At 72.6% G+C, this 19,436-nt stretch carries 24 protein-coding genes; all 24 read left to right on the forward strand.

Annotated features, from left to right (window positions below):
- Positions 1 to 1,119: aminotransferase class III-fold pyridoxal phosphate-dependent enzyme (locus ACTB72_RS14020; protein ID WP_463037621.1), on the forward strand; the 1,119-nt coding region annotated here is incomplete at its 5' end.
- 31 nt (positions 1,120 to 1,150) lie between these two features.
- Positions 1,151 to 1,273: a hypothetical protein gene (locus ACTB72_RS14025; RefSeq protein WP_463037622.1), complete on the forward strand. Its 123-nt coding sequence runs from the start codon at positions 1,151 to 1,153 to the stop codon at positions 1,271 to 1,273.
- A 387-nt stretch (positions 1,274 to 1,660) separates the two neighbouring features.
- On the forward strand, positions 1,661 to 4,429 hold the full coding sequence (locus ACTB72_RS14030; RefSeq protein WP_463037623.1) for a PAS domain-containing protein: 2,769 nt from the start codon (positions 1,661 to 1,663) through the stop codon (positions 4,427 to 4,429).
- 115 nt (positions 4,430 to 4,544) lie between these two features.
- Complete coding sequence (locus tag ACTB72_RS14035; protein ID WP_463037624.1) at positions 4,545 to 6,293, forward strand: chemotaxis protein CheW; 1,749 nt, start codon at positions 4,545 to 4,547, stop codon at positions 6,291 to 6,293.
- A gap of 84 nt (positions 6,294 to 6,377) precedes the next feature.
- Positions 6,378 to 6,590, forward strand: coding sequence for a gas vesicle structural protein GvpA (gvpA, locus tag ACTB72_RS14040; RefSeq protein ID WP_463037625.1), 213 nt, complete (start codon positions 6,378 to 6,380; stop codon positions 6,588 to 6,590).
- A 109-nt stretch (positions 6,591 to 6,699) separates the two neighbouring features.
- Positions 6,700 to 7,770, forward strand: a complete 1,071-nt coding sequence (locus tag ACTB72_RS14045; protein WP_463037626.1) for a hypothetical protein — start codon at positions 6,700 to 6,702, stop codon at positions 7,768 to 7,770.
- A gap of 237 nt (positions 7,771 to 8,007) precedes the next feature.
- A complete protein-coding gene (locus tag ACTB72_RS14050; RefSeq protein ID WP_463037627.1) occupies positions 8,008 to 8,436 on the forward strand; it encodes a hypothetical protein in 429 nt (142 codons plus the stop codon).
- 32 nt (positions 8,437 to 8,468) lie between these two features.
- Positions 8,469 to 8,843 (forward strand): photoactive yellow protein, encoded by a 375-nt coding sequence (gene pyp / locus ACTB72_RS14055; protein ID WP_463037628.1) that lies wholly within the window; start codon positions 8,469 to 8,471, stop codon positions 8,841 to 8,843.
- 14 nt (positions 8,844 to 8,857) lie between these two features.
- Positions 8,858 to 9,448: a hypothetical protein gene (locus ACTB72_RS14060; protein WP_463037629.1), complete on the forward strand. Its 591-nt coding sequence runs from the start codon at positions 8,858 to 8,860 to the stop codon at positions 9,446 to 9,448.
- The gene (locus ACTB72_RS14065) at positions 9,448 to 9,939 is read left to right on the forward strand and encodes a hypothetical protein (protein ID WP_463037630.1); all 492 of its coding nucleotides are present in this window, start codon (positions 9,448 to 9,450) and stop codon (positions 9,937 to 9,939) included. Before ACTB72_RS14060 ends, ACTB72_RS14065 begins: the two co-directional genes overlap by 1 nt.
- Positions 9,932 to 11,149, forward strand: a complete 1,218-nt coding sequence (gene pcl, locus ACTB72_RS14070; protein ID WP_463037631.1) for a 4-coumarate--CoA ligase — start codon at positions 9,932 to 9,934, stop codon at positions 11,147 to 11,149. The genes ACTB72_RS14065 and pcl overlap by 8 nt, the downstream gene beginning before the upstream one ends.
- Positions 11,150 to 11,257: 108 nt before the next feature.
- Positions 11,258 to 12,370: an AAA family ATPase gene (locus tag ACTB72_RS14075; protein ID WP_463037632.1), complete on the forward strand. Its 1,113-nt coding sequence runs from the start codon at positions 11,258 to 11,260 to the stop codon at positions 12,368 to 12,370.
- The gene (locus tag ACTB72_RS14080; protein WP_463037633.1) at positions 12,367 to 12,639 is read left to right on the forward strand and encodes a hypothetical protein; all 273 of its coding nucleotides are present in this window, start codon (positions 12,367 to 12,369) and stop codon (positions 12,637 to 12,639) included. Before ACTB72_RS14075 ends, ACTB72_RS14080 begins: the two co-directional genes overlap by 4 nt.
- The gene (gene gvpO / locus ACTB72_RS14085) at positions 12,636 to 13,010 is read left to right on the forward strand and encodes a gas vesicle protein GvpO (RefSeq protein ID WP_463037634.1); all 375 of its coding nucleotides are present in this window, start codon (positions 12,636 to 12,638) and stop codon (positions 13,008 to 13,010) included. Before ACTB72_RS14080 ends, gvpO begins: the two co-directional genes overlap by 4 nt.
- Positions 13,007 to 13,309, forward strand: a complete 303-nt coding sequence (gene gvpJ, locus ACTB72_RS14090; protein ID WP_463037635.1) for a gas vesicle protein GvpJ — start codon at positions 13,007 to 13,009, stop codon at positions 13,307 to 13,309. Before gvpO ends, gvpJ begins: the two co-directional genes overlap by 4 nt.
- 13 nt (positions 13,310 to 13,322) lie before the next feature.
- On the forward strand, positions 13,323 to 14,075 hold the full coding sequence (locus ACTB72_RS14095; protein ID WP_463037636.1) for an Hsp20/alpha crystallin family protein: 753 nt from the start codon (positions 13,323 to 13,325) through the stop codon (positions 14,073 to 14,075).
- Complete coding sequence (locus tag ACTB72_RS14100) at positions 14,072 to 14,857, forward strand: GvpL/GvpF family gas vesicle protein (RefSeq protein WP_463037637.1); 786 nt, start codon at positions 14,072 to 14,074, stop codon at positions 14,855 to 14,857. The genes ACTB72_RS14095 and ACTB72_RS14100 overlap by 4 nt, the downstream gene beginning before the upstream one ends.
- A 9-nt stretch (positions 14,858 to 14,866) precedes the next feature.
- Positions 14,867 to 15,115, forward strand: a complete 249-nt coding sequence (locus ACTB72_RS14105; protein WP_463037638.1) for a gas vesicle protein GvpG — start codon at positions 14,867 to 14,869, stop codon at positions 15,113 to 15,115.
- Positions 15,112 to 15,843 carry a hypothetical protein gene (locus ACTB72_RS14110; RefSeq protein ID WP_463037639.1) on the forward strand — a complete coding sequence of 244 codons (732 nt, stop codon included), beginning with the start codon at positions 15,112 to 15,114 and terminating at the stop codon, positions 15,841 to 15,843. The genes ACTB72_RS14105 and ACTB72_RS14110 overlap by 4 nt, the downstream gene beginning before the upstream one ends.
- 5 nt (positions 15,844 to 15,848) lie before the next feature.
- Complete coding sequence (locus tag ACTB72_RS14115) at positions 15,849 to 17,051, forward strand: AAA family ATPase (protein WP_463037640.1); 1,203 nt, start codon at positions 15,849 to 15,851, stop codon at positions 17,049 to 17,051.
- Positions 17,033 to 18,079, forward strand: a complete 1,047-nt coding sequence (locus tag ACTB72_RS14120) for a GvpL/GvpF family gas vesicle protein (protein ID WP_463037641.1) — start codon at positions 17,033 to 17,035, stop codon at positions 18,077 to 18,079. The genes ACTB72_RS14115 and ACTB72_RS14120 overlap by 19 nt, the downstream gene beginning before the upstream one ends.
- Positions 18,076 to 18,843 carry a GvpL/GvpF family gas vesicle protein gene (locus tag ACTB72_RS14125; protein WP_463037642.1) on the forward strand — a complete coding sequence of 256 codons (768 nt, stop codon included), beginning with the start codon at positions 18,076 to 18,078 and terminating at the stop codon, positions 18,841 to 18,843. The genes ACTB72_RS14120 and ACTB72_RS14125 overlap by 4 nt, the downstream gene beginning before the upstream one ends.
- Complete coding sequence (locus tag ACTB72_RS14130) at positions 18,840 to 19,025, forward strand: gas vesicle protein (protein WP_463037643.1); 186 nt, start codon at positions 18,840 to 18,842, stop codon at positions 19,023 to 19,025. The genes ACTB72_RS14125 and ACTB72_RS14130 overlap by 4 nt, the downstream gene beginning before the upstream one ends.
- The coding region (locus tag ACTB72_RS14135; protein ID WP_463037644.1) for a hypothetical protein at positions 19,022 to 19,436 on the forward strand (415 nt) is incomplete at its 3' end. The genes ACTB72_RS14130 and ACTB72_RS14135, both read left to right, overlap by 4 nt.

Genomic DNA, 19,436 nt, shown 5'->3' on the forward strand with positions numbered 1-19,436 from the left:
ACGCTCGACTTCTACTCGACCTTCTACAACTTCACCCACCCCACCGCGGCGGCGCTGGCGGCGAAGCTCGCGTCGCTCGCGCCCGGGTCGCTGAACAAGGTGCATTTCGGCAATTCAGGCTCGGTTGCCAACGACTCCGCGGTGCGCATCCTGCATCACTATTACAACCGCCTCGGCCAGCCGAAGAAGAAGCAGATCCTCAGCCGGCACGGCGCCTATCACGGCTCCACCCACCTCACCATCGCCATGACCACGCCGGGCTATTCGGAGGGCTGGGACAAGGCCGAGGGGCTGGTCCACCACCTGCGCTGCCCCCATCACTGGCGCGAAGGCGCGGGGATGACCGAGGCCGAGTTCCTCGACCTGCTGATCGACGAGGCCCGCGCCAAGATCGAGGCGATCGGGGCCGAGCACATCGCCTGCTTCGTGGCCGAGCCGATCATGGGCGCCGGCGGGGTCATCGTCCCGCCCGCGGGCTATCACGCCCGGATGGGCGCGCTCTGCCGCGACTACGAGATCAAGTATATTTCGGACGAGGTGGTCACCGCCTTCGGGCGCCTCGGGCATTTCTTCGCCTCGAAGGACGTGTTCGGCGTGCAGCCCGACATCATCACCGTCGCCAAGGGGCTGACCTCCGGCTACCAGCCGCTGTCGGCCACGATCCTGTCGGACGAGATCCATGAGGTGATCTCCGACAAGGGCGGCGCGTTCCTGCAGGGCATGACCTATGCGGGCCACCCCGCCGGCGCGGCGGCGGCGCTGGCGAATATCGCGCTGATGGAGCGGGACCGGATCCCCGAGACGGTCCGCACCACCGGCAAGCTCTTCGAGACCGCCCTGCGCGGGCTCGAGGACCTGACGCTGGTCGGAGAGGTGCGCGGCAGCCATTTCATGATGGGCATCGAGTTCGTGCGCGACAAGGCGGCCCGCACCCCGTTCGAGCCTTCGGAGATGGTCGGCCAGAAGGTGGCGCGCGCGGCCCAGAAGCGCGGGCTGATCGCGCGGCCGCTCGGCAACATCCTGATCCTGTCGCCGACGCTGGTGATGGACGCGGCGATGATCGACCGCACCGCAGCCATCCTGCGCGACAGCATTTCGGAAGTGCAGCAGGGTCTTTGAACGACGGCCGGCGGCGCAGGCGGCGCGGGACATGACGACGGAAAAGACCGAGGTGCCGGCGGTCGGCGGCGGCTTGGCCAGGACCGCGATGAGCGAGCATCTGGGCCGCGCCGGCGTAGCGCATCTGGAGCCGGGGCGGATCGCGGAGCGCTGACGCTCCGGCCGCTGGGGTTCGCTCGTGGCGAACGGCCCCGCCTTTCAGCGGCCGCTGATCCCCGAGACGCCCGGACTGCGCCAACTTCATTCCGCGGCCTGAAATACCCCGATCCGTTGCCGGGGTGGCGGCGCCGGCGGTGAGCGCCGCCACCCCGGAAGGCCTCATGACCCATGCCCGCATCCGCAAGCTCAACACCTGCGTCACCTGATCCCGGGCAGAAGCTCGACAACAACCGCGCCCCGACCAAGGCGGTCGCGGTCTTCGGCGGCGCCTGCCCGCCGCGGCTGACGTCGTCGAGAAAAATCAACGCATTCACCATACCGAAACTCCTGGATCGTATCGATCAGACCAGAAATTCGCAGGGATGGAATCGAGGACCCCCGCATGACTCCGACGATCCCGATCAACGCCGTGCAAAGCCTGGCGAAGGAATTCGTGGGGTTCGTCGTCGTCGACGAAGACCTCAAGTTGCTGGAATGCAACGACGTCGCGCATGAGATCTTTCGCATCCCTCCCCCGGACCGCGAGGTCCATCTCGGCGAGATCATCTCCTTCGACGGCGCGAAGCTGGCCGAGGAGCTGTGCGCCGAGGCGCTTGCCGACGACTCGCCCCGAGTGTCCGGCCGCGTCATCTCCCCGATGGGCGACGTGCCGTTCCGCGGCATCCTCGTCGCGGCGGCCGAAGAGGACGCCGCGGGGCGGGTGATGCTGGTTCTGGTGGAGGATCCGACCCGCGGGACGGCGATCGTCGAGGCCCAGGCGCGCTCCGCCCTGATGGGCGCGGCGTTCCTGATCGCGGAATGCACCGAAGACGGCATGATCCTGAGCGTGAACGACCGGTTCGCGTCGACCTTCGGTCGGGGCGCGGGCGACTTCTCCGGCGAAATGCACGCCGATCTTCTCTACGACGCCGCGACTCATGCGGAGGCGCTGAGCGCGTTCTGGGCCGCCGCCGCCGCCGGCGAGGTCGCCGAGGCCAGGCTCCCCCATACGGGCCCCGACGGCGGGCCGATATGGCTGGTGCTGCGCGCGCTCGGCGCCAAGGGGCCGGGCGGCGAGGTGATCGGCGTCACGCTCTGCGCGCTCGACATGTCGCGGTCCCGGGACAGTTCGCGGCTCGCCGACGCGCTGCTGGACGCGATCGGCCGGCACGAGGGCGTGGTGCGGCTGGGCCTGGACCGCACGATCCGCAGCACCGACCGGATGTCCGCCGAGATCCTCGGCGTCGAGCAGACCACGCTCGAAGGCGTCGACTTCGCCGAAATCCTGGAAGGCGCGGGCGCGCGCGCGCCCGCCTTCAAGACGCTGTGGGAGAGACTGTCCAAAGGCTCGCACGAATCGATCGAGCTGAACCTCAAGCGCCCCGACGGGCGTCGCGTCATCGCCCGCTGCCGACATCACCCGCTCAGCGACGAGGCCGGTCGCCTGAACGAGATCTTCGTCTTCATCAAGGACGAGACGGAGACGCATCGCCACACGCGGGAGCTGCAGTCGAGAGCCTCGGCCGTCGACAGCGTGCAGGCGGTGGTCGAGTTCGACATCAGCGGCCGGATCCTGTCCATCAACCGCAATTTCACCCGGCTGATGGGCTACGAACCGGACGAGGTCGTCGGCAAGCACCACCGCATGTTCTGCGATCCAGCCTATGTCGCCTCGCCCCAATACGCCGAGCTCTGGGAGGAGCTGTCCCGTGGGGCGCTCAAGGAAAGCGAGATCCGGCGCCTCGGCAAACAGGGCCAGCAGATCTTTCTGCGCGCGGTCTACGTGCCGATCCTCGACGACGACGACCGGCCGATCAAGGTGGTGAAATTCGCCTACGACATCACCGCGAGCAAGCGGCGCGCGGCCGAGGACCAGGGCCTGGTCGCCGCCGTCGACCGCTCGAGCGTGATGATCGAATACGATCTGGGCGGACGCATCATCAGCGTCAACAAGCGCTTCGTGGAGACGTTCGACCTGCGCCCCGAGGAGATCGTGGGCAAGCCGCATCGCACGCTGTGCGACGCCGACGAGGTGCGCGGCGGCGACTACAAGGATCTGTGGGAGCGGCTGGGCTCCGGGCATTACATCGGCGGGGAATTCAAGCGCCTGGGCCAGCGGGAGCGGGAGATCTGGCTCGAGGGCGCCTACAACCCGATCCTGGGTCCCGGCGGCGAGCCGGTGAAGGTGGTTTTCATCGGGTCCGACGTGACCGCCACCAAGCTGCGCGCGGCGGAATATTCCAGCCGGGTGGCGGCGGTGGACCGGGGCCTTGCGGTGATCGAGTTCGACCTCGACGGCAAGATTCTGGATGCCAATGACAATTTCCAGAAGGCGATGGGCTACAGCCTGCGCGAGATGCAGGGCGGCCACCACTCGATGCTCTGCGACTCGGACTACATCCGTTCGGAGGAGTACCGCGATTTCTGGCTGCGGCTGGGCAAGGGGGAGTTCCGCGCCGGCCGCTTCCACCGGGTCGGGAAATATGATCGCGACGTCTATATCCAGGCCGTCTACAGCCCGATCCTGAATCTGCGGGGCGAGGTGGATCGCGTGATCAAATACGCCTACGACGTCACCTCGCATGTCCACCTGCAGAACGAGATCTCGCGAAAGTCGGAAGCGATGTCGGGCGCGGTGGAAGAGCTGGCCCGCGCCATCGAAGCCATCACCCATGCCAGCCGCTCGGCGACCGATCTCGCGGGCCAGACGCAGGAGAATGCGCAGGAAGGCGCCGGCGCCCTGAACAGCGCCATCGAGAGCATCGACCTGATCCAGCGCGGGTCGACCGAAATGGCCGACATCGTCCGCGTGATCGGCGAGATCGCCGGGCAGACCAACCTGCTGGCCTTCAACGCCGCGATCGAGGCCGCGCGCGCCGGCGAACATGGCGTCGGCTTCTCGGTCGTCGCCGACGAGGTGCGCAAGCTCGCGGAGCGCAGCTCGGAGGCGGCGCGCGAGATCACCAAGCTGATCGAGGTCACGGTCGGCCGGGTCAACCAGGGCACGGATCGCTCCCAGCATGCGAAGAAGGCTTTCGAGCGGATCGTGTCCTCGGTGTCCAAGACCGGCGACTCGATCCACGCCATCGCGGAGAATGCTACGCTCCAGCAATCGCTGTCCGGAAACGTCGTGAAGCTGATCAGGGCCCTGGGCGCCGATGTCCAGCAGTGATCCCCTGACGTCGTCGAGCCGCGCCGTCGCGCCTGCGGCGGCGGTCCGTGGATGGCTGCGGGACGACGCATCCGCCGAAGGCGGGAGCGGCGAAAGCGGGCCTGACGACGGCGATATGCCCGGCGGCCGCGCCCCCGGAGACGAGGACGCGCGGAATGCGGGCGGCGGAGGCCGCGCCCTGATTCCGGCGCCGCGCGCGCTGCCGGCGCCTCCCGGTTTCGCCGCGTCCGACGGCGGCGACGATCGGCCCGGCGACGCCGCCGCCTTCGCCGCCGACCTGGCGGCGCCGTCCGGATCCGGATCGTCGGCCACGCCGCAAGGCGTCGACGCCGATCCCGACCCCGCCGACACGGACCATGCCGTTCCCGAACCCGCCGACGCCGCGGCGTCCGGGACGGCCTCCCCCGGCGGAGAGGGCGCGCCATCGCGACGCGATCAGGACTCCGAACTGTTCGGTCTGGTGGAAAGCTCGGGCGCCCTGCTCGGCCTGCCGGTCGCCTGCGTGCGCGAAGTGACGTCGGTGCGCAAGCTCTCGCCCATGCCGGGCTCCGCCCCGGGCCTGCGCGGGGCCCTGGACCTGCGCGGCGACATCATCCCGGTGCTGGCCCTCGACGCCCTGCTCGGCCTGCCGCCCTCGACCGAGGCGGCCGGCGTCATCGTGATCGTGCGCCATGAACGGTGGCTGGTCGGCCTGATGGCCGACAACATCCATGGCATGAAGCGCGCCGCTGCCGATGAGGCGCCCGCCCTCGCCGGCGCCCCCCAGGGCCTCGCCGATCGCGCCTTCCTCGTGGATGGCCGCTCGGCGACGGTGCTCAACCCCGCCGCGCTTCTGGCGCTGCCCGGCCTGCCGCGCGTGGCGGAGCGCGCCCGACGACGCGAAACCGGGTTCCGGCATGGCGTCTCGGACGCCCTGCTGACCTTCCGGCGCGACGGCGTCCGCCTGGCGATAGAGGCGCTGCGCGTCGAAGCCGCGGTGCCGCGGTCGGAGGTGGTGACCAGCGCGCTCACCTGCGGCTGGTGTTTCGGTCACATCGTTCACCACGGACGACGCGTCCCGGTGCTGGACACGCTGGCATTGCTGGGCATCGGCGAGGACATGCCGCCGCCGTCGCGGACCGAGGCGCTTGTGCTGCGGCTGGGCGACGACCTGCTGGCGGCGCTGGCCATCGACGCCGTCTGCGACATTCGCCGCGTCGCCCCGGAGGAGCTGGCGCCGCTGCCGCGACTGGCCGGCGGCGGCTTCTTCGCGGCGCTGCTTCCCGAAACCGACGCCGAGACGCTGGTGATCGACCTCGACGCGCTCGCCTCCGACCCGGCCGTGCGCGCGGTCGCCCGCGGCGCGGGCACCGATACGGAACGCGACCCGTCGAGCCTGGCAAACGGCGATGCCCGGCGCGGGTCCGGCAGCGCCGATCCCCGCCCCTATCTTCTGTTCCGCGCCGGCGCCGACTACGCCGTGCCGCTCGAAATGGTCTCGGAGATCATCCCGTTCCCGGTGCGCACCGCGCGACTGCCGACCCGCGCCCTCGGGCTGCTGGGGGGCTTCGCGCATCGCGGGTTCACGGTGCCGCTGTTCGATCTCTCCACCTTGCTGGGCGGCGGCGGCGAGGACCATGCCGCCTTCGTGCTGCTGGTCGGCGAGGGGCGCGCGCAGCAGGGCTATGCGATCGAGAGCCTGTCTTCGGTCGAGCCGGGCAACTGGCGCGTGGACACCCGCGCCGACATCGTCGGCGACGCGCGCAACATGGTGCTGGTCGGGGCGGGTCGGGCGGCCCGGCTGATGACCGGCATCGACCTCGCCGCCTTCGCGGTTCCGGACGAGGTCCAACCCATCTGTTCGCGTGCTCACGAGGCGCGTTGACGATCGTCGCGTCGCGACGCGGACGTCCCGCGCCGGCGCCGGCGCCAAACCGCCCCGAAGGGGCGTTCAAGCAAGGAGACATACATGGCCATCGAGAAAAGCCTCGCGTCGACCAGCCTCGCAGAGGTGGTCGACCGCATTCTGGACAAAGGCGTCGTCGTCGACGCGTTCGTGCGCGTGTCGCTCGTCGGCATCGAGCTGCTCGCCATCGAGGTGCGCGTGATCGTCGCCTCGGTCGAGACCTGGCTCAAATACGCCGAGGCGATCGGCCTTACGGCCGAGCCGCAGGCCGCCTGAGGCCTGACGACGCGCCGGCGGCCCGCCCGCCGGCGCGTCGCTCCCCGCGACCGCCTCTGTCGCCTGCGCATCGCCTGCGCCGAGACCTGTTCGAAGAGCGGAGCAGCCCATGAGCGAACTCACAACGTCCGGCCCCGCCGGTTTCCGCGCCCAGGCGCGACGCGTGCGCGACGAAGCGCGGGCCAAGGTGGCGGCCCTGCGTGCCGAAAGACTGCGTCGGCGCGGCATCACGCCTGACGGGTCCGCAGCGTCAGCCGGCGCCGGAGACCGAGGCATCGATCCGGCATCCGTCGCACCGGGCACGCCCGAGCCTGCGCCGTCGCTTGAGCCGATGCCTGCACCTTGGGATGACGGGGGGCCGCAAGTCGCGTCGCCGGTCATGCCGCCCGATGCGCCTGCCCGCCCCGCGACCGAGTTTCCGCGCGTGGGTTCTCGGGGCGGGACCGCCATGAGACGTGGCCTTGCGCGGCGAAGCGCCGCGAAAACCGCGGACCTGACGGATGCGATCGGCACGCACCCCGAACGCGCGCCCACGCGGGAGGGCGGGAGCGCGGGCGATATGCCGGCGGCTTCGCAAATCGCCGTCGCTCAGGCGACGCTTTCGCCGCAAGCCGTTTCTGGGGCGACGCCTGCAGCCGCCGCCGACAAGCCGCTGCGCCGGACGACGCGGCCGAGCCCAGAGCCCGGGCCGGACGACGGCGGCCTCATCGTGTCGGCCCGCGCCGCGAGCATGATGGCGGCGGCCTCCGCGCGTCGTGAGGCCGACCACGCGACCGCGCCCACGATTTCTCCCGGCCCGGTCGCGCCCCCCAGCCAGATCGTCGCCGCGCCCGCCGCAGGCGAGTCGCCTGCGCCACCTGCAACAGCGTCGAAGCGGAAGCGGCGCCCTCGCGCTGATCTCCGACCGGCAGACGCGGAAGAGGCCGAGCCGGCGTCCGCGGATGCCGGAGCCCCGCCCGAACCAGGCGCTGCATCGCCCCTCGAGTCGCCGCCCGGCGATCTGGACCGGCTGCCGGGCGCCGGTCCGGGCCTGGTTTGGATGCTGCGCCGGAACGGGGTGGACTCGCTTGGCGCGCTCGCGTCCGCCGACGCGGACGAGCTGCGCAGCCGCCTCGGGCTGGTGGGCGAGTTGCTGGATCTCGACGCCTGGATCCGTGTCGCGCGCTCGCATCGCGCCTGACCGCCCGCGGTTCGAAACGAAGGCCCGGCGCCCTGTCGCCGGGCGCTTGCGCATGTCCGGCGCCGCGCCAGCCTCTCGCCGGCCGTTGTCTCGGAATCTTCGGAATTCATCGGCGGCGCGCCGGGTCGGTCAACCACATCTTAACCCTGCGGCCCGATTTAGAGGCCTGCGATTTGTCGCCGAGAGCGCCTGCCGCCCTTGGTGGGATCATGATCCGGGATACAGGACGGAAGGAGCATGTCGAGGATGAACGACATCGGGTTTCTCAGAAAGTCCGACGAACGATACGAGTTCCACTATCCCGAGCTCGGTCTCATCGTTCGCGGCAGTTATGCCGAATGGGTGTTGGAGGCGGCGGGCGAAATCATCGCCCGGTCCGAAAGACTCCGCGCCGAAGGCCATATCGACGAACTCGAGACGCTCGCCGAATTCGGGGAGGCGGACGAGATCTCGGTCGAATCCGCCAAGTTCGATGCGAACGCGCGCTTCGAATCCATGCCTCAATGCGTGGTCTGCATGGGCACCATGGACTACCAGTGGATCTCGAAAGACGGGCGCGGCGGGGACGAGGATCACCTCGCCCTGCGCCGGATTCACGACACCTCCCGGACCCGACACGACACGTTCCTCAAGAACGTGGATGGCGTCGACACCTCTTCCACCTGACACGGCGCGCGTCGTCACGAGGATCGCAAAACATGGAAATCATCCCTTTCGGCAGCCAGGACATCGACAACATCCTGAGCCGCGAACCGCAGCGCGCCGAATATCTGCCTTTCGGCGCCGTGCTCCTGGATCGCACCGCGAAGATCATCAAGTACAACAAGGCCGAAGGCTTGATCGTCGGACGCGATCCTTCGGCCGTGATCGGAAAGAATTTCTTCAACGACATCGCACCCTGCGCCAAAGGAAAGCGCTTCCATGGCGAGTTCCTGAAGTTCCACAAAAGCGGCTCTGCGAACACGATGTTCGACTACGAGTTCGCCTACAAGGGCGCCAACGTGAAGGTGCGTATCCACCTGAAATCGCAGCCGGACGGCCAGAGCTGCTGGCTGTTCGTCAAGCGGCTCTGACCGGTGCGAGAACCATGGCAGCGTCCGACGTCCGCGAAGCCGAACGAGGGGCCGTGGCCGTCACGGCGGCCGCGCGAGCGCTGTTCCGCCAGGTGACGGAGCGCCGTCGGGCGGCGGCCGCGACGACGCCGCCAACCGGCGGCGAGACGGAAGCGGCGCCGACCGAGGACCGCGATGCGCAGGACTTCGGCTGGCTGCCGATGGTCGCCACGCGCCTTCGGCGCGACGGCGCCCGTCCGCTTCGCTTCCTGGGGGCGCCGCTGCTCGAACGCACGGCGCAGGGGACGCGCAGCGGCATGCGCTTCACGCTCGCGCTGCACCTGGTGGACGACGGGCGGGTCGCGGCCGCCGTATCCATGGTCCCGGCCACGGGGATCGAGGCGGGCGCGGTGCACAGGGCCGAACTGCTCGACGCGCCCGACGCCTTTCGCGCGCTGCTCGAGCGTTTCGAACCCGAGCGCGCGCTCCCCGACCCGGCTCTGGCCGGCACGGAACACGCGGAACGGATCGACGGGTCCCGGCGAGCGATCCGGGCCGACTATGAAGCGCTGATCGCCTCGCTGCATCGCGTGGCGCCGGAAGATGATCGAAGGGATGGACAGTGATGACCCAGATGACCTCGTTCTCGCCCCCCCACATGGCGAACGCTCCGATGCCCGTCATGGGCGGCGATCCCGGCGCCGCCGCAGACTCGCGCGTCAGACTGAAACGGATGGGCCAGCGGCCGCTGGAGTTCAGCGGCGAAGAGCTCTGCTTCGCCATGAGCTTCGTGCCCGGCGCGCCCTTCTGGTTCGAGGTCAACGTCTGGCGGCGCTTCGACGGCGGCTTCGTCTCGGCGGTGAAGCTGTTCTATCGCGACGCGGACCGGATCGACATCTGCCGCGCCTGGACCTCCTCCACATTCGAGGAGGTGCTCGACGCGCTCGAGGGCTTCGACGCCGTCCGCGATCTCGAAGCGGATGCGGATCTGTCCGCGGACATGACGCTGGTCGAACTGACCGCCTCCGCGATGTCGCTGCGCGCCTGGGCCGCCGAGGCGCGTCGCCAGTACGCCGCGCTGGTGGGCGAGCTCCTGGATGAGCTGGAGCATGGCTGAAGGGCTGGTCGACACGCTGGTGCGTTCCGGCGCCTTGGCGCGCCTGACCGTCTCTCTGGTCGCCGAGGAACTCGGACGGCAGCGCGGCGCCCCGGTGCCGGCGGCGGAGCGACGGGCATGGAGCGAAAGCACGCGCCTGGATGAGGACGGCCTGGGCGCCGACAGCCTCGCGCGGCTGAACCTCGCCGCGCGGCTGAACCGGTTCTATCGGCTGCACGAAAGCGGGATCGAGGACTATCTGCTGATCGCGCCCACCCTGGGCGAATGGACCGAACTCGCCGCCGAGGGACTGCGCCGCGGCGCTGGCCGCCTCACGTTCGACACCTCCGGCAGCACCGGCGCGCCGAAGTCGGTCTCCCACGCTCTGGCGGACCTCGCGGCCGAGGCCGAGAGTCACGCGGTCTTTCTCGGCGCCACGACGCGTATCGTCTCGCTGGTCCCGCCTAACCACATTTACGGCTTTCTGTTCGCGTCTCTGGGACCCGCTCTTCACGGGCGGCCGATCCTCGACCTGGTCGGGGTCGCGCCCGGCGCGGCGGCGGCCGCGCTGGCGCCCGGCGACGCGGTGATCGCGACGCCCTTTCTGTGGGACATCCTGCTGCGCGCCGGCGCGCCGCTGACGGCGACGATGGCGGTGTCGTCGACCGCGCCGACCCCGGCGGCGTTATGGCCGGCGCTGGCCGAAGCGGGAACGCCGCGGCTGGTGGAAGTGCACGGCTCCACCGAAACAGCAGGTCTGGGCTGGCGCGACGGCCCCGACCAGGCCTTCGCGCCCCTGCCCCATGTCGAGCGTCGCGGCGACCAGTTGTTTCGCCGACGCGATGGCGGCGAACTCGCCCCGCCCGATCGCCTGGCCTGGGAGACGACGGGCTATCGCCCCGCCGGGCGCCTGGACGGCGCGGTTCAGGTGGGGGGCGTGAACGTGCATCCCGAGCAGGTTCGCGCCTTTCTTCTGGCCCAGCCCGGCGTGCGCGACTGCGCCGTCCGGCTGGATGGGGCGGGCGCGCAGGCGCGCCTCAAGGCCTTCGTGGTCTGCGAGCTCGGCGCGACGGCGGAACCGTCGCTGCGCGCGGCGGCGGCGCGGGGCCTGTCGGCGCCCGAGCGCCCCCAAACCTTCGCCTTCGGCGACGCCCTGCCGCTCAGCGCGATCGGAAAGGCCGCCGACTGGCACGACGCGCACGCGTCTGGCGGGAAATTAACCGAGAGGTAACCTTGCTGCCCTAGGTCTTGGCTCCCGAGCCACGGAGGAGAGGCGATCTTGAAAGGTCACCGCAACGCCGGACACAGCGAGGCCGCTCGCGAGAACGCGGCGCCTCCCATGCCCCCCGAACCCGGCGTCGCAGCTGCGCCGGCCCGTTTCGTCGATCTGCTCGGCGCCATGCTGGACGAAGAGGCCTCGCGCGAGGCCGGCGCCATGGTGCTGCGGCCGCGCGCCGACACGTTCATGGATACGGAAATTCAATCGATCATGTCGCGGGCGGCGACCTATCTCGACGTCGGCGCCCCGATCCACTTCCGCGGCCCCGCCGGCGCCGGCAAGACCACCCTCGCCTTCGAGGCCGCGGCGCGTCTCGGCCGGCCGGTGGAGCTGATCTCGGGCGACGCCGGGTTGAACTCCGCCGACCTTCTGGGGCGGGACGTCGGCTGGAACGTCGACCATGTGCGCGACCGCTACATTCACAGCGTCACACGCACCCGGTCGGAAACGCGCATGGCCTGGGCGGACGGGACGCTGTCGCGCGCGGTCGAGCTCGGCCGCACCCTGATCTACGATGAATTCACCCGAGCCCCGCCGGCGGCCAACAACGCCCTGCTGATGGCGCTGGAAGAGCGGATGATCGCCTTGACCACGCCGTCGCGGCCGAACCGGATCATCCGCGCCCATCCCGATTTCCGCGTGATCCTCACTTCGAATCCCGACGACTACGCGGGGGTGATCGGGGCGCCCGACGCGCTTTACGACCGCATGGTGACCTTCGACCTGACCTGGTGCGCGCCGGAGACCGAGGCCGGCATCGTCGCGCGCCGCACCGGCCTTTCGGCCGAGGACGCCATCGCCGTGGTGCGCCTGGTGCGTGAGATGCGGGAACGCGCGCTGGGCGCGGCGCCGCCGTCGATGCGCGCGGCGCTGCTGATCGGACGCATCGCCGCGCGTATCGGCGCGCGCCCGGTCGGAGGCGACGCGCGCTTCGCGCAGATCTGTCTGGACGTCCTTGAGACCCGCGCGCCGCGCGGCGCGAAGCCGGACCAGCGCGCCGCCTATCTGGACGCCCTCGACGCCGCCATCGCGCGCACCTGCGCGTCGGGCGCCGGCGTCGCGGCCCCGATCGCCGCCGCGCGCGAGGGGCCTTCGTTCGACATTGAATCAGCGGCGGCGCTCCGTCCGATCGCCGCCGCCCCCGTCTTCGCCAATCGGGAGACCGCCGCATGAAGCCCCCCCCGCCGATGCCCCGGGCGCGCGCCGCGAGCGTCTCGCGCCGCAATCCCCGGTCGCGGACCGAGGCCGCCATCGCGCTGGTCCGCGCCGAATTCGAGCGCGAGCGGTTCCAACGCGAAATATCGATGCTCGACCACCGCTCGGCGCGTGCGCGGGCCGGTCGACGCGACGCGGCGATGACCAGCGGCGTCCTGCGCGCTTTCCTGGCCGACCGCTCCGATACGCCCGCCCGGCCGGACACGCCCCTTGGGAAGCGTCGATGACCGCCCGCGCCGACGCGCCGGCCCGTCGCGCCTCGGCGAAGGACGAGGCGACCGCGGACGCTCGGATCGTCGCGCCGCCGCCCATGCCCCTGCCGGATCCGGAGTCCGCACCAAAGCCCATCGGCTTCCGCCGCGCGATGCAGATCGCGCGCGACTCGACGTCCCTGTTCACCGAGCTTCGCGTCGACGCCATCGTTTCCTGCGAGCGCGCGCCCGAGGGATGGCGCGTGGTGGTGGACGTGGTCGAGGCGGCGGCCCGGCTGGGCGACAACGATCTGCTCTCAAGCTTCGAGGTGATCCTCGACCCCGAGGGCGAGTGCGAACGATTCAACAGGATCGACCGCTATCACCGTTCGGACGCCGCGCGATGAGCGTCGATATTCGCAGCTCCACCGGAGGGGACGGCCTCGCCGACGTGCTCGAGCGGGTGCTGGATCGGGGCATCGTCATCGCGGGAGACGTCACCATCAGCCTGGTGGGGATCGAGCTGCTCACCATCAAGCTCCGTTTGCTGATCGCTTCGGTCGACAAGGCGCGCGAGATCGGAATCGACTGGTGGACCACCGACCCGATGCTGTCCTCCGACGCCCATGCGCTGGCGCGGGAGAACGCGGAACTGCGCGCCCGCCTCGACGCTTTGGATGCGCGGCTGGCGCAGGTCGCAGGCTGACGGAGACGAATGAATGGCCAGGACACCTGGACGGGGCGGCGGGCGGCGCGGCGGGGACGGCGGATTTCGCCGCGGCGAGGATGAAGCCGGGGATCACGGCGCGCCCCGGAATGGCGAGGCGTTCAAGGAAATCGACGCCCGCCTCGGCGCGCTGCTGGGCCCGCTGGGCGACGTGCTGGGTCGGCTTGTCGACGCGGCCGAGGAGGCGCGCGGACGCGGCGTACGGGGCGATGGCGGCCCGGGCGCGGGGCGCGATTCGGGCTCCGGTCCCAGGCGCGGCGCAGGATCCGGCGGCGCTCCCGACCCGGACGACGACCCAGGCGACGGGACCGGGCCGGACGAAGCCTTCGATCGGGGTGCGCTGCGGGCCTCCGCCGGGTTCCGCGTGCGCATGGGCGGGCAGGAGTTCGGCCATGACCTCCCCATCACCGGCACGGAACGCCCCGGCCGATCCCGAGAAGGCGGGGCGGCGCGCGCCGCGGGGTCTTCGACCCGGTTCCCGAGCCCGCCGGCCGGGCCGCCCCCGCCGCGCACGCCCGCCCATGAATGCTGGACCGAAAACGGCGTCTGGACCCTGACCGCCGAAGTGCCGGGCGCGGCAGCGGACGACCTGACCCTGCATCTGGAGGGCGCGACCCTGGTGGCGGTGATCGCCGGCCCCCGTCCCTGGCGGATCGAGACGCCGGCCCCGGTCGCCGATCTCGGCGCGATCGAGGCGCGACTGGTTCACGGCATCCTCGAGCTGACTGCGCAGGCGCCGGGATGAGCCTCGCGCCCCTTCGCCCCGACCTCGCCGAGCCGCTCTGGCTCTACGGCATCCGCCGCGCCGGCGACCGCGCCGATTTCGACGCGCCGCCCCTGCCCGGCGGCGGTCCCATGGGCCTGATTTCGGTCGGCGGGATCGATCTGCTGGCCGGCGTCGCCCCGTCGGCCGAGGTGCGCCGCACCCGACGCAACATGCTCGCCCACGCCCGCGCGCTGGAGCTGGCGGCCGCGGCCGCGCCGGTTCTGCCGATGCGCTTCGGCGTGATCGCCTCCGCCGCCGCCGCCGCCGCCGCCGCCGCGCCCCGCGAGCCGGAGCTGCTCGCCCGGCTCGATGAACTGACCGGGCTGGCCGAATTCGGCCTGCGCGTCGCCTGGTCCGAGGCGGAGGCGTTCGCCGCGCTCGCCGCCGCCCGCCCCGACCTTGTCGCGGAACGCCGCCGGCTGGAGTCGCGCGGCGGCGCGGCGCGCGAGGCGATGATCGACCTCGGCCGCCGGGTCTCCGACGCGATCTCCGACCGCCGCCAGGCCGCGCAGAAGGCGCTGTTGCGCGCGCTGACGCCGCAGGTCGGCGACCACCGCCTGCGGGCGCCCGAATCCGAATGCGAGGTGCTGCGCATGGAGATCCTGATCCCGCGCGCAGCGGAGGACGCGATGCTCGAGGCGGTGCGCGAGGCGGCGGCGGGACTGAGCTTCGCCGCCGGCGCGCCCACGATCCGCTGGGTCGGCCCTTCGGCGCCCTTCAACTTCGTGGACATCGCGCTCGATCCAGCGCCGGTCATGTGAGGGCGCGCCATGGGATTGCTTCGCGGACTGCTCCTCCTGCCGGTCGCCGGTCCCCTGCGGGGCACGTTCTGGCTGGCCGACCGCATCCGCGACGCGGCGCTGGCCGAGCACCACGACCCCGCCGCGATCAAGGCGGCGCTCGTGGAGCTCGAGCAGCGGCTCGACGCCGGGGAGATCGACGAGGAGACCTACGAGACCGCCGAGGCCGAGCTGCTGGACCGGCTGGAGGCGGCGATGCGCGAGGAAGCCCGCCCATGACGGACCGCCGCCCGCCAACGGCGCCGGCCGGCCCGGACCCGGACGCTCCCCGCGCGACGGAGCCGGACCGCGCCGCGCCGCAGCGCCCGGCCGCGACAGGGTCGTGGTCGCCCGACGCAGACCCAAGCCTCGCCGGCGAGCTGCCGCGGCGCGCCGAAACCGGGAATGTCGAGCCGCCGGCTCCGGCCGTTGCGAGCCCTGCATCGCCGCATCAGACGCAGACGGCGCCCCCGCCGGGCGGAGCGGGAGAGGTGGGCGTCGGCCCGCCCGCGAACCAAGGCGCGCTCGCCGGTCCGCCCCTCGCCGCGACACGGGGTGCGGGTCCGATCACGCTCGACGTCGCGCCGACGGCGCCGCGTGACTGCGGGCGCGCGATCCTGCGCCTCGCGCCGGCGGACATGACCGCGCTCGGCGCGCGGGCGGGCGACGTGGTGCGGATCCTCGGCCCGGGTCGCGCCCATGCGCGCGTCCTGCCCGCCCGCCCGGACGCGGCCCAGGCCGGCAGCGCCCCCCTCGATCCCGCGCAACGCGAAGGCGCCGGCCTGGCCCTTGGCGACGCGGCGCGGCTCGAACAGCTCGACGCCCCGCCGGACGCGACGCAAGTCGCGCTGCGCAAAGCGCCCGGCACGCCCTCCCCGGACCTGGACGCGCTTCGCGCAGCGCTCGCCCATGTGCCCGTCGGCGAGGACGAGACGCTGCATGCGACCCTGCCGGGCGGGGGCAGGTGATCGTCATGGCGGCCGCCAACCTGCCGCATGCGCTCGACCCGGCGCTGCGCCGGCCGGGACGCTTCGACCGCGAGATCGCCTTCGGCGCGCCCGACGCCGCCGGGCGCCGCGCCATCCTCGGCGTGCATCTGGCCGCGGCGCCGCTGGCCGCGGACGTGGACCTCGACGCGATGGCCGAGAGCTGCCGCGGCTTCGTCGGCGCCGATCTCGCGGCGCTGGCGCGGGAGGCGGCGATGGCGGCGCTCGCCCGTGCGGGGCGCGAGGCCGGCGACGAGGCATGGATCGACGCGCAACGCCTCTTCATCACCGCCCCCGATCTCGCCGCCGCGCGCGCGGTGGTCGGTCCCTCGACCCTGCGCGACGCGGCGCTGGAGACGCCGCGCACCGGCTGGGCGGATGTCGGCGGGCTCGACGCCGCCAAGCAGGCGCTGACCGAGGCCGTGATCTGGCCGCTGCGTCGTCCGGAGGCGTTCCTGCGGCTGGGCGCGGAGCCGTGCCGCGGCGTGCTGCTGACCGGCCCGCCCGGCGGCGGCAAGACCCTGCTGGCCCGGGCGCTGGCGGGCGAGAGCGGGGCGAATTTCATCCCGGTGCGGGCCACCCAGCTGCTGTCGCGCTGGCTGGGCGACGCCGAGCGGGCGGTGGAGGAGGTCTTCGCGCTGGCCCGCGGCGCGCCGCCCTGCGTGCTGTTCTTCGACGAGCTCGATGCCGTCGCCCCGCGCCGGGACGGCGGCGGGGGCGAGACGGCGGCGCGCGTGGTGGCCCAGCTGCTCACCGAAATCGACGGCGTCGCCGGCGGCCCCGGCCCATTCATCCTCGGCGCGACCAACCGGCCCGAGGCGATCGATCCGGCGCGGCTGCGCCCCGGTCGCTTCGACCTGGTGCTGCATCTGCCGCCGCCCGGTCTCGCGGCGCGGGCCGAGATCCAGGCGGTTCATGCCCGCGGCCGCGGGCTGGAGGAAGCGGCGGATCTCGACGATCTCGCCGCCCGCACCGAGGGCTGGAGCGGGGCGGAGCTGGCGGCCCTGGTCCAGGGCGCCGCGCGTCACGCGCTGCGCCGCGCCGCCCGCGACGGCTGGCGGCTGGACCCCGCGATCGAGCCCGTCGACGTCGAAGCCGCCATCGCCGAACGCATCGAAAGCGCCCGCGCCGCAGAAAGCGGTCGAGCCGACTCTCGAAAGGAGTCCGAACCATGTCCCAAGCCGAACTGATCGCGATCCTGCCCGGCGAAGGCGCCGACGATCCCCTGGGGCCGGAGGCGGCTTCGGGCGGCCTGCTCCGAAGCGCGGCGGGATTGCGCGCCGTCTACCGCGTCGTGCCGCAGGGGCGGTCGCTGGCGGCGCTGTTCGCCGCCGATCGGGGTGGCGACGCCGACCGCCGCGCTCAGGCCGAAGCGCTGGTCACCCGCCAGCGCCTGCTCGAATTCCTGCACCAGCAAGGCGACGTGCTGCCGGTGCTGCCCGGGGCGGACGCGCCGCTCGACCAGGCCGAGGCGATGCTGATCGCGAATGCCGACCTCCTGCGCGATGGGCTGGAGCGGTTGCGCGGCCGGGCGCAGCGGCAAGTGCTGATCGGCTGGGACGAAGAGGACGCGTCGCGGCGTTTCGCCGACCATCCCGCGATGCCGGACGGGCTGGCCGCGGTCGCCGACGCGCTGGCGGAGGACGCCGCCGCCCGCCTCGCCGGCGCCGCGGAGGCGACGCTGGACCTGCCGCGCGACGGCCCCGCGATGTTGCTCAACCAGGTGCTGCTGGGCGCGCGGCGCGATCCGCCCGAACTGGACGCCGCCCTCGCCGCCATCGACCGGATCTGGACCGAGGGGCTGTCGATCCGCGTGCGGGGGCCCTCCCCCGCCATCTCGTTCTGCGCGGCGCGGCTTCGGCGCCCCGACAAGGCCGAGATCCGGGCCGCCGCGCGGATCCTGGGATTGAACGACGTCAGGCCCGGCCTGCTGCCGCCGTTGGACCGGGTCGAGGACGCGTTCCGCGCCCGCGCCCGCGCCGCGGCGACGATCCTGGCGCGAGGCGCGCACGGTGGCGGGTCCGCGGCGCCCGGTCTCGACCTCGGCGCGCTGCAGGCGGCGCGCAACCTGTTGGCCCGGCTCGCCCAGGCGCAGGGCGCGTTGCGGGCCGCGGGTCGGCCCGCGTCCGGTCCGCTGATCCTGGCCAACCTGCACCGCGACGGCGCGGCGGCGGACCGGGCGCCCGTCCGCGCGCGCAGCCGGATCGCCGCGGCATGACCGGCCCGTTCCTGGTCCACGGCGTGGCGCTGCGCGATGCGGCGCCCGCGCCCGGCGCCCCGGCGCATCTGCGCGCGCCGATGGGCCGGCTCGCGATCCTGCTGTCGCCCTCGGGCCTGACCGGCGACGCCGCGGCGGATACGGCGGAAGCGCTGCGGCACAACGCAATCCTCGTCGCCATGGCGCGGGCCGGCGGCGTGATCCCGGTGCGGTTCGGCATGGCGGCGTCGTCCCCGGAAGCGGCGGTGGAGGCCTTCGCCGCCGAGGCCGACCGTCTCGCCGAGGCGCTGGCGCGGCTCGACGGCCGCGTCGAGTATCTGGCGCGCCTGTCGGCCGCTCCCGATGCCGCGGCCCAGGACGGCGTCGAGACGCCGCGCCCGGCGGCGGCGGCGCCCGACGGCGCGCCTGTCGATGCGCCGGACCGGCGCGCGGCCGTCGCGCCGGGAGCGGGCGGCGGCGACTGGCTGCGCGCCAAATCCGTCTCCCGTCGCCGTCGGGAGGCGGCGCGCGACCAGCAGCGAGGCCATGCGCAAGCGGTGGCCGACAAGCTCGCCGCGGTGGCCGATCTGCGCCGCGCCGAACGTCCCAGGCGGCAAGGCGTCCTGCTCGAACTCGCGCTGCTCTGCCGACCCGGCGCAGGCGAGGCGGCGCTCAGGCAGGCCGCGCGCGACGCGGCGGAGACGTCGCCCGGCCTGCATCTGGAACTTTCGGGCCCCTGGCCGCCCTATGCCAGCCTCGAGTCGCTGACCGGGGCGCCGGCATGACCGTGCTCGACGATCCCGAAGACGACCGGCTGATCGACGTCATCGACCGCCTGCTGGATCGTGGCGTCGCGATCCGCGGCGACCTGTGGCTGACCGTGGCGGGGGTGGACCTGGTCTATATCGGCCTGCAGGCCGTGATCGCGTCGCCGGACGCGCTGAAGGCGCCGGCGGGGCCGACATGAACGCCGCCATCGGCCTCGGCTTCGCGGAGGCGTCGGCGGCGGCGGCTCTGGCAGGCCTGTCCGCGCGGGCCTGTCCGGGCGGGTTGGCGCTGCTGTCGCCCCGGCCAGACCTGCCGAAAGACCGCCGCGCGCGCTTTCGCCTGGCCTGCGCCGCCCATCGCGCGCTGCCCGCGTTCCTGCCGTTTCCGGATACGGAGGCGGGGCGCACCCCCGATTGGGTCGCGCGCAACGCCGCCGCCCTGCGCAGGGCGCTGGAGGCGGCGGCCGGGCGCGGCGAACTGGTCGTCACCTTGCGCGCGTCCCCCTCCGCCCCCGTGCCCGACGGCGAGCCGAACCGCATGTCCGCCACCGTCCCGACCCCTGCGGGGGCCGGCGCCGCCTGGCTCCGCGCCCGCGCGGCCGCGCGGCAGG

The sequence above is a fragment of the Albimonas sp. genome (assembly GCF_055129145.1).

Excerpts from the sequence above, each read along its gene's own strand:
- ACTB72_RS14115 (WP_463037640.1), top strand. The coding sequence starts at position 15,849 with ATGGCGGCCGCCAACCTGCCGCATGCGCTCGACCCGGCGCTGCGCCGG.
- ACTB72_RS14110 (WP_463037639.1), top strand. The coding sequence starts at position 15,112 with ATGACGGACCGCCGCCCGCCAACGGCGCCGGCCGGCCCGGACCCGGAC.
- gvpO (WP_463037634.1), top strand. The coding sequence starts at position 12,636 with ATGACCGCCCGCGCCGACGCGCCGGCCCGTCGCGCCTCGGCGAAGGAC.
- gvpJ (WP_463037635.1), top strand. The coding sequence starts at position 13,007 with ATGAGCGTCGATATTCGCAGCTCCACCGGAGGGGACGGCCTCGCCGAC.
- ACTB72_RS14035 (WP_463037624.1), top strand. The coding sequence starts at position 4,545 with ATGCCCGGCGGCCGCGCCCCCGGAGACGAGGACGCGCGGAATGCGGGC.
- ACTB72_RS14075 (WP_463037632.1), top strand. The coding sequence starts at position 11,258 with ATGCCCCCCGAACCCGGCGTCGCAGCTGCGCCGGCCCGTTTCGTCGAT.
- ACTB72_RS14050 (WP_463037627.1), top strand. The coding sequence starts at position 8,008 with ATGTCGAGGATGAACGACATCGGGTTTCTCAGAAAGTCCGACGAACGA.
- ACTB72_RS14060 (WP_463037629.1), top strand. The coding sequence starts at position 8,858 with ATGGCAGCGTCCGACGTCCGCGAAGCCGAACGAGGGGCCGTGGCCGTC.
- ACTB72_RS14030 (WP_463037623.1), top strand. The coding sequence starts at position 1,661 with ATGACTCCGACGATCCCGATCAACGCCGTGCAAAGCCTGGCGAAGGAA.
- gvpA (WP_463037625.1), top strand. The coding sequence starts at position 6,378 with ATGGCCATCGAGAAAAGCCTCGCGTCGACCAGCCTCGCAGAGGTGGTC.
- ACTB72_RS14125 (WP_463037642.1), top strand. The coding sequence starts at position 18,076 with ATGACCGGCCCGTTCCTGGTCCACGGCGTGGCGCTGCGCGATGCGGCG.
- ACTB72_RS14045 (WP_463037626.1), top strand. The coding sequence starts at position 6,700 with ATGAGCGAACTCACAACGTCCGGCCCCGCCGGTTTCCGCGCCCAGGCG.
- ACTB72_RS14100 (WP_463037637.1), top strand. The coding sequence starts at position 14,072 with ATGAGCCTCGCGCCCCTTCGCCCCGACCTCGCCGAGCCGCTCTGGCTC.
- ACTB72_RS14025 (WP_463037622.1), top strand. The coding sequence starts at position 1,151 with ATGACGACGGAAAAGACCGAGGTGCCGGCGGTCGGCGGCGGCTTGGCC.
- ACTB72_RS14095 (WP_463037636.1), top strand. The coding sequence starts at position 13,323 with ATGGCCAGGACACCTGGACGGGGCGGCGGGCGGCGCGGCGGGGACGGC.
- ACTB72_RS14080 (WP_463037633.1), top strand. The coding sequence starts at position 12,367 with ATGAAGCCCCCCCCGCCGATGCCCCGGGCGCGCGCCGCGAGCGTCTCG.
- ACTB72_RS14120 (WP_463037641.1), top strand. The coding sequence starts at position 17,033 with ATGTCCCAAGCCGAACTGATCGCGATCCTGCCCGGCGAAGGCGCCGAC.
- pyp (WP_463037628.1), top strand. The coding sequence starts at position 8,469 with ATGGAAATCATCCCTTTCGGCAGCCAGGACATCGACAACATCCTGAGC.
- ACTB72_RS14130 (WP_463037643.1), top strand. The coding sequence starts at position 18,840 with ATGACCGTGCTCGACGATCCCGAAGACGACCGGCTGATCGACGTCATC.
- pcl (WP_463037631.1), top strand. The coding sequence starts at position 9,932 with ATGGCTGAAGGGCTGGTCGACACGCTGGTGCGTTCCGGCGCCTTGGCG.
- ACTB72_RS14065 (WP_463037630.1), top strand. The coding sequence starts at position 9,448 with ATGACCCAGATGACCTCGTTCTCGCCCCCCCACATGGCGAACGCTCCG.
- ACTB72_RS14105 (WP_463037638.1), top strand. The coding sequence starts at position 14,867 with ATGGGATTGCTTCGCGGACTGCTCCTCCTGCCGGTCGCCGGTCCCCTG.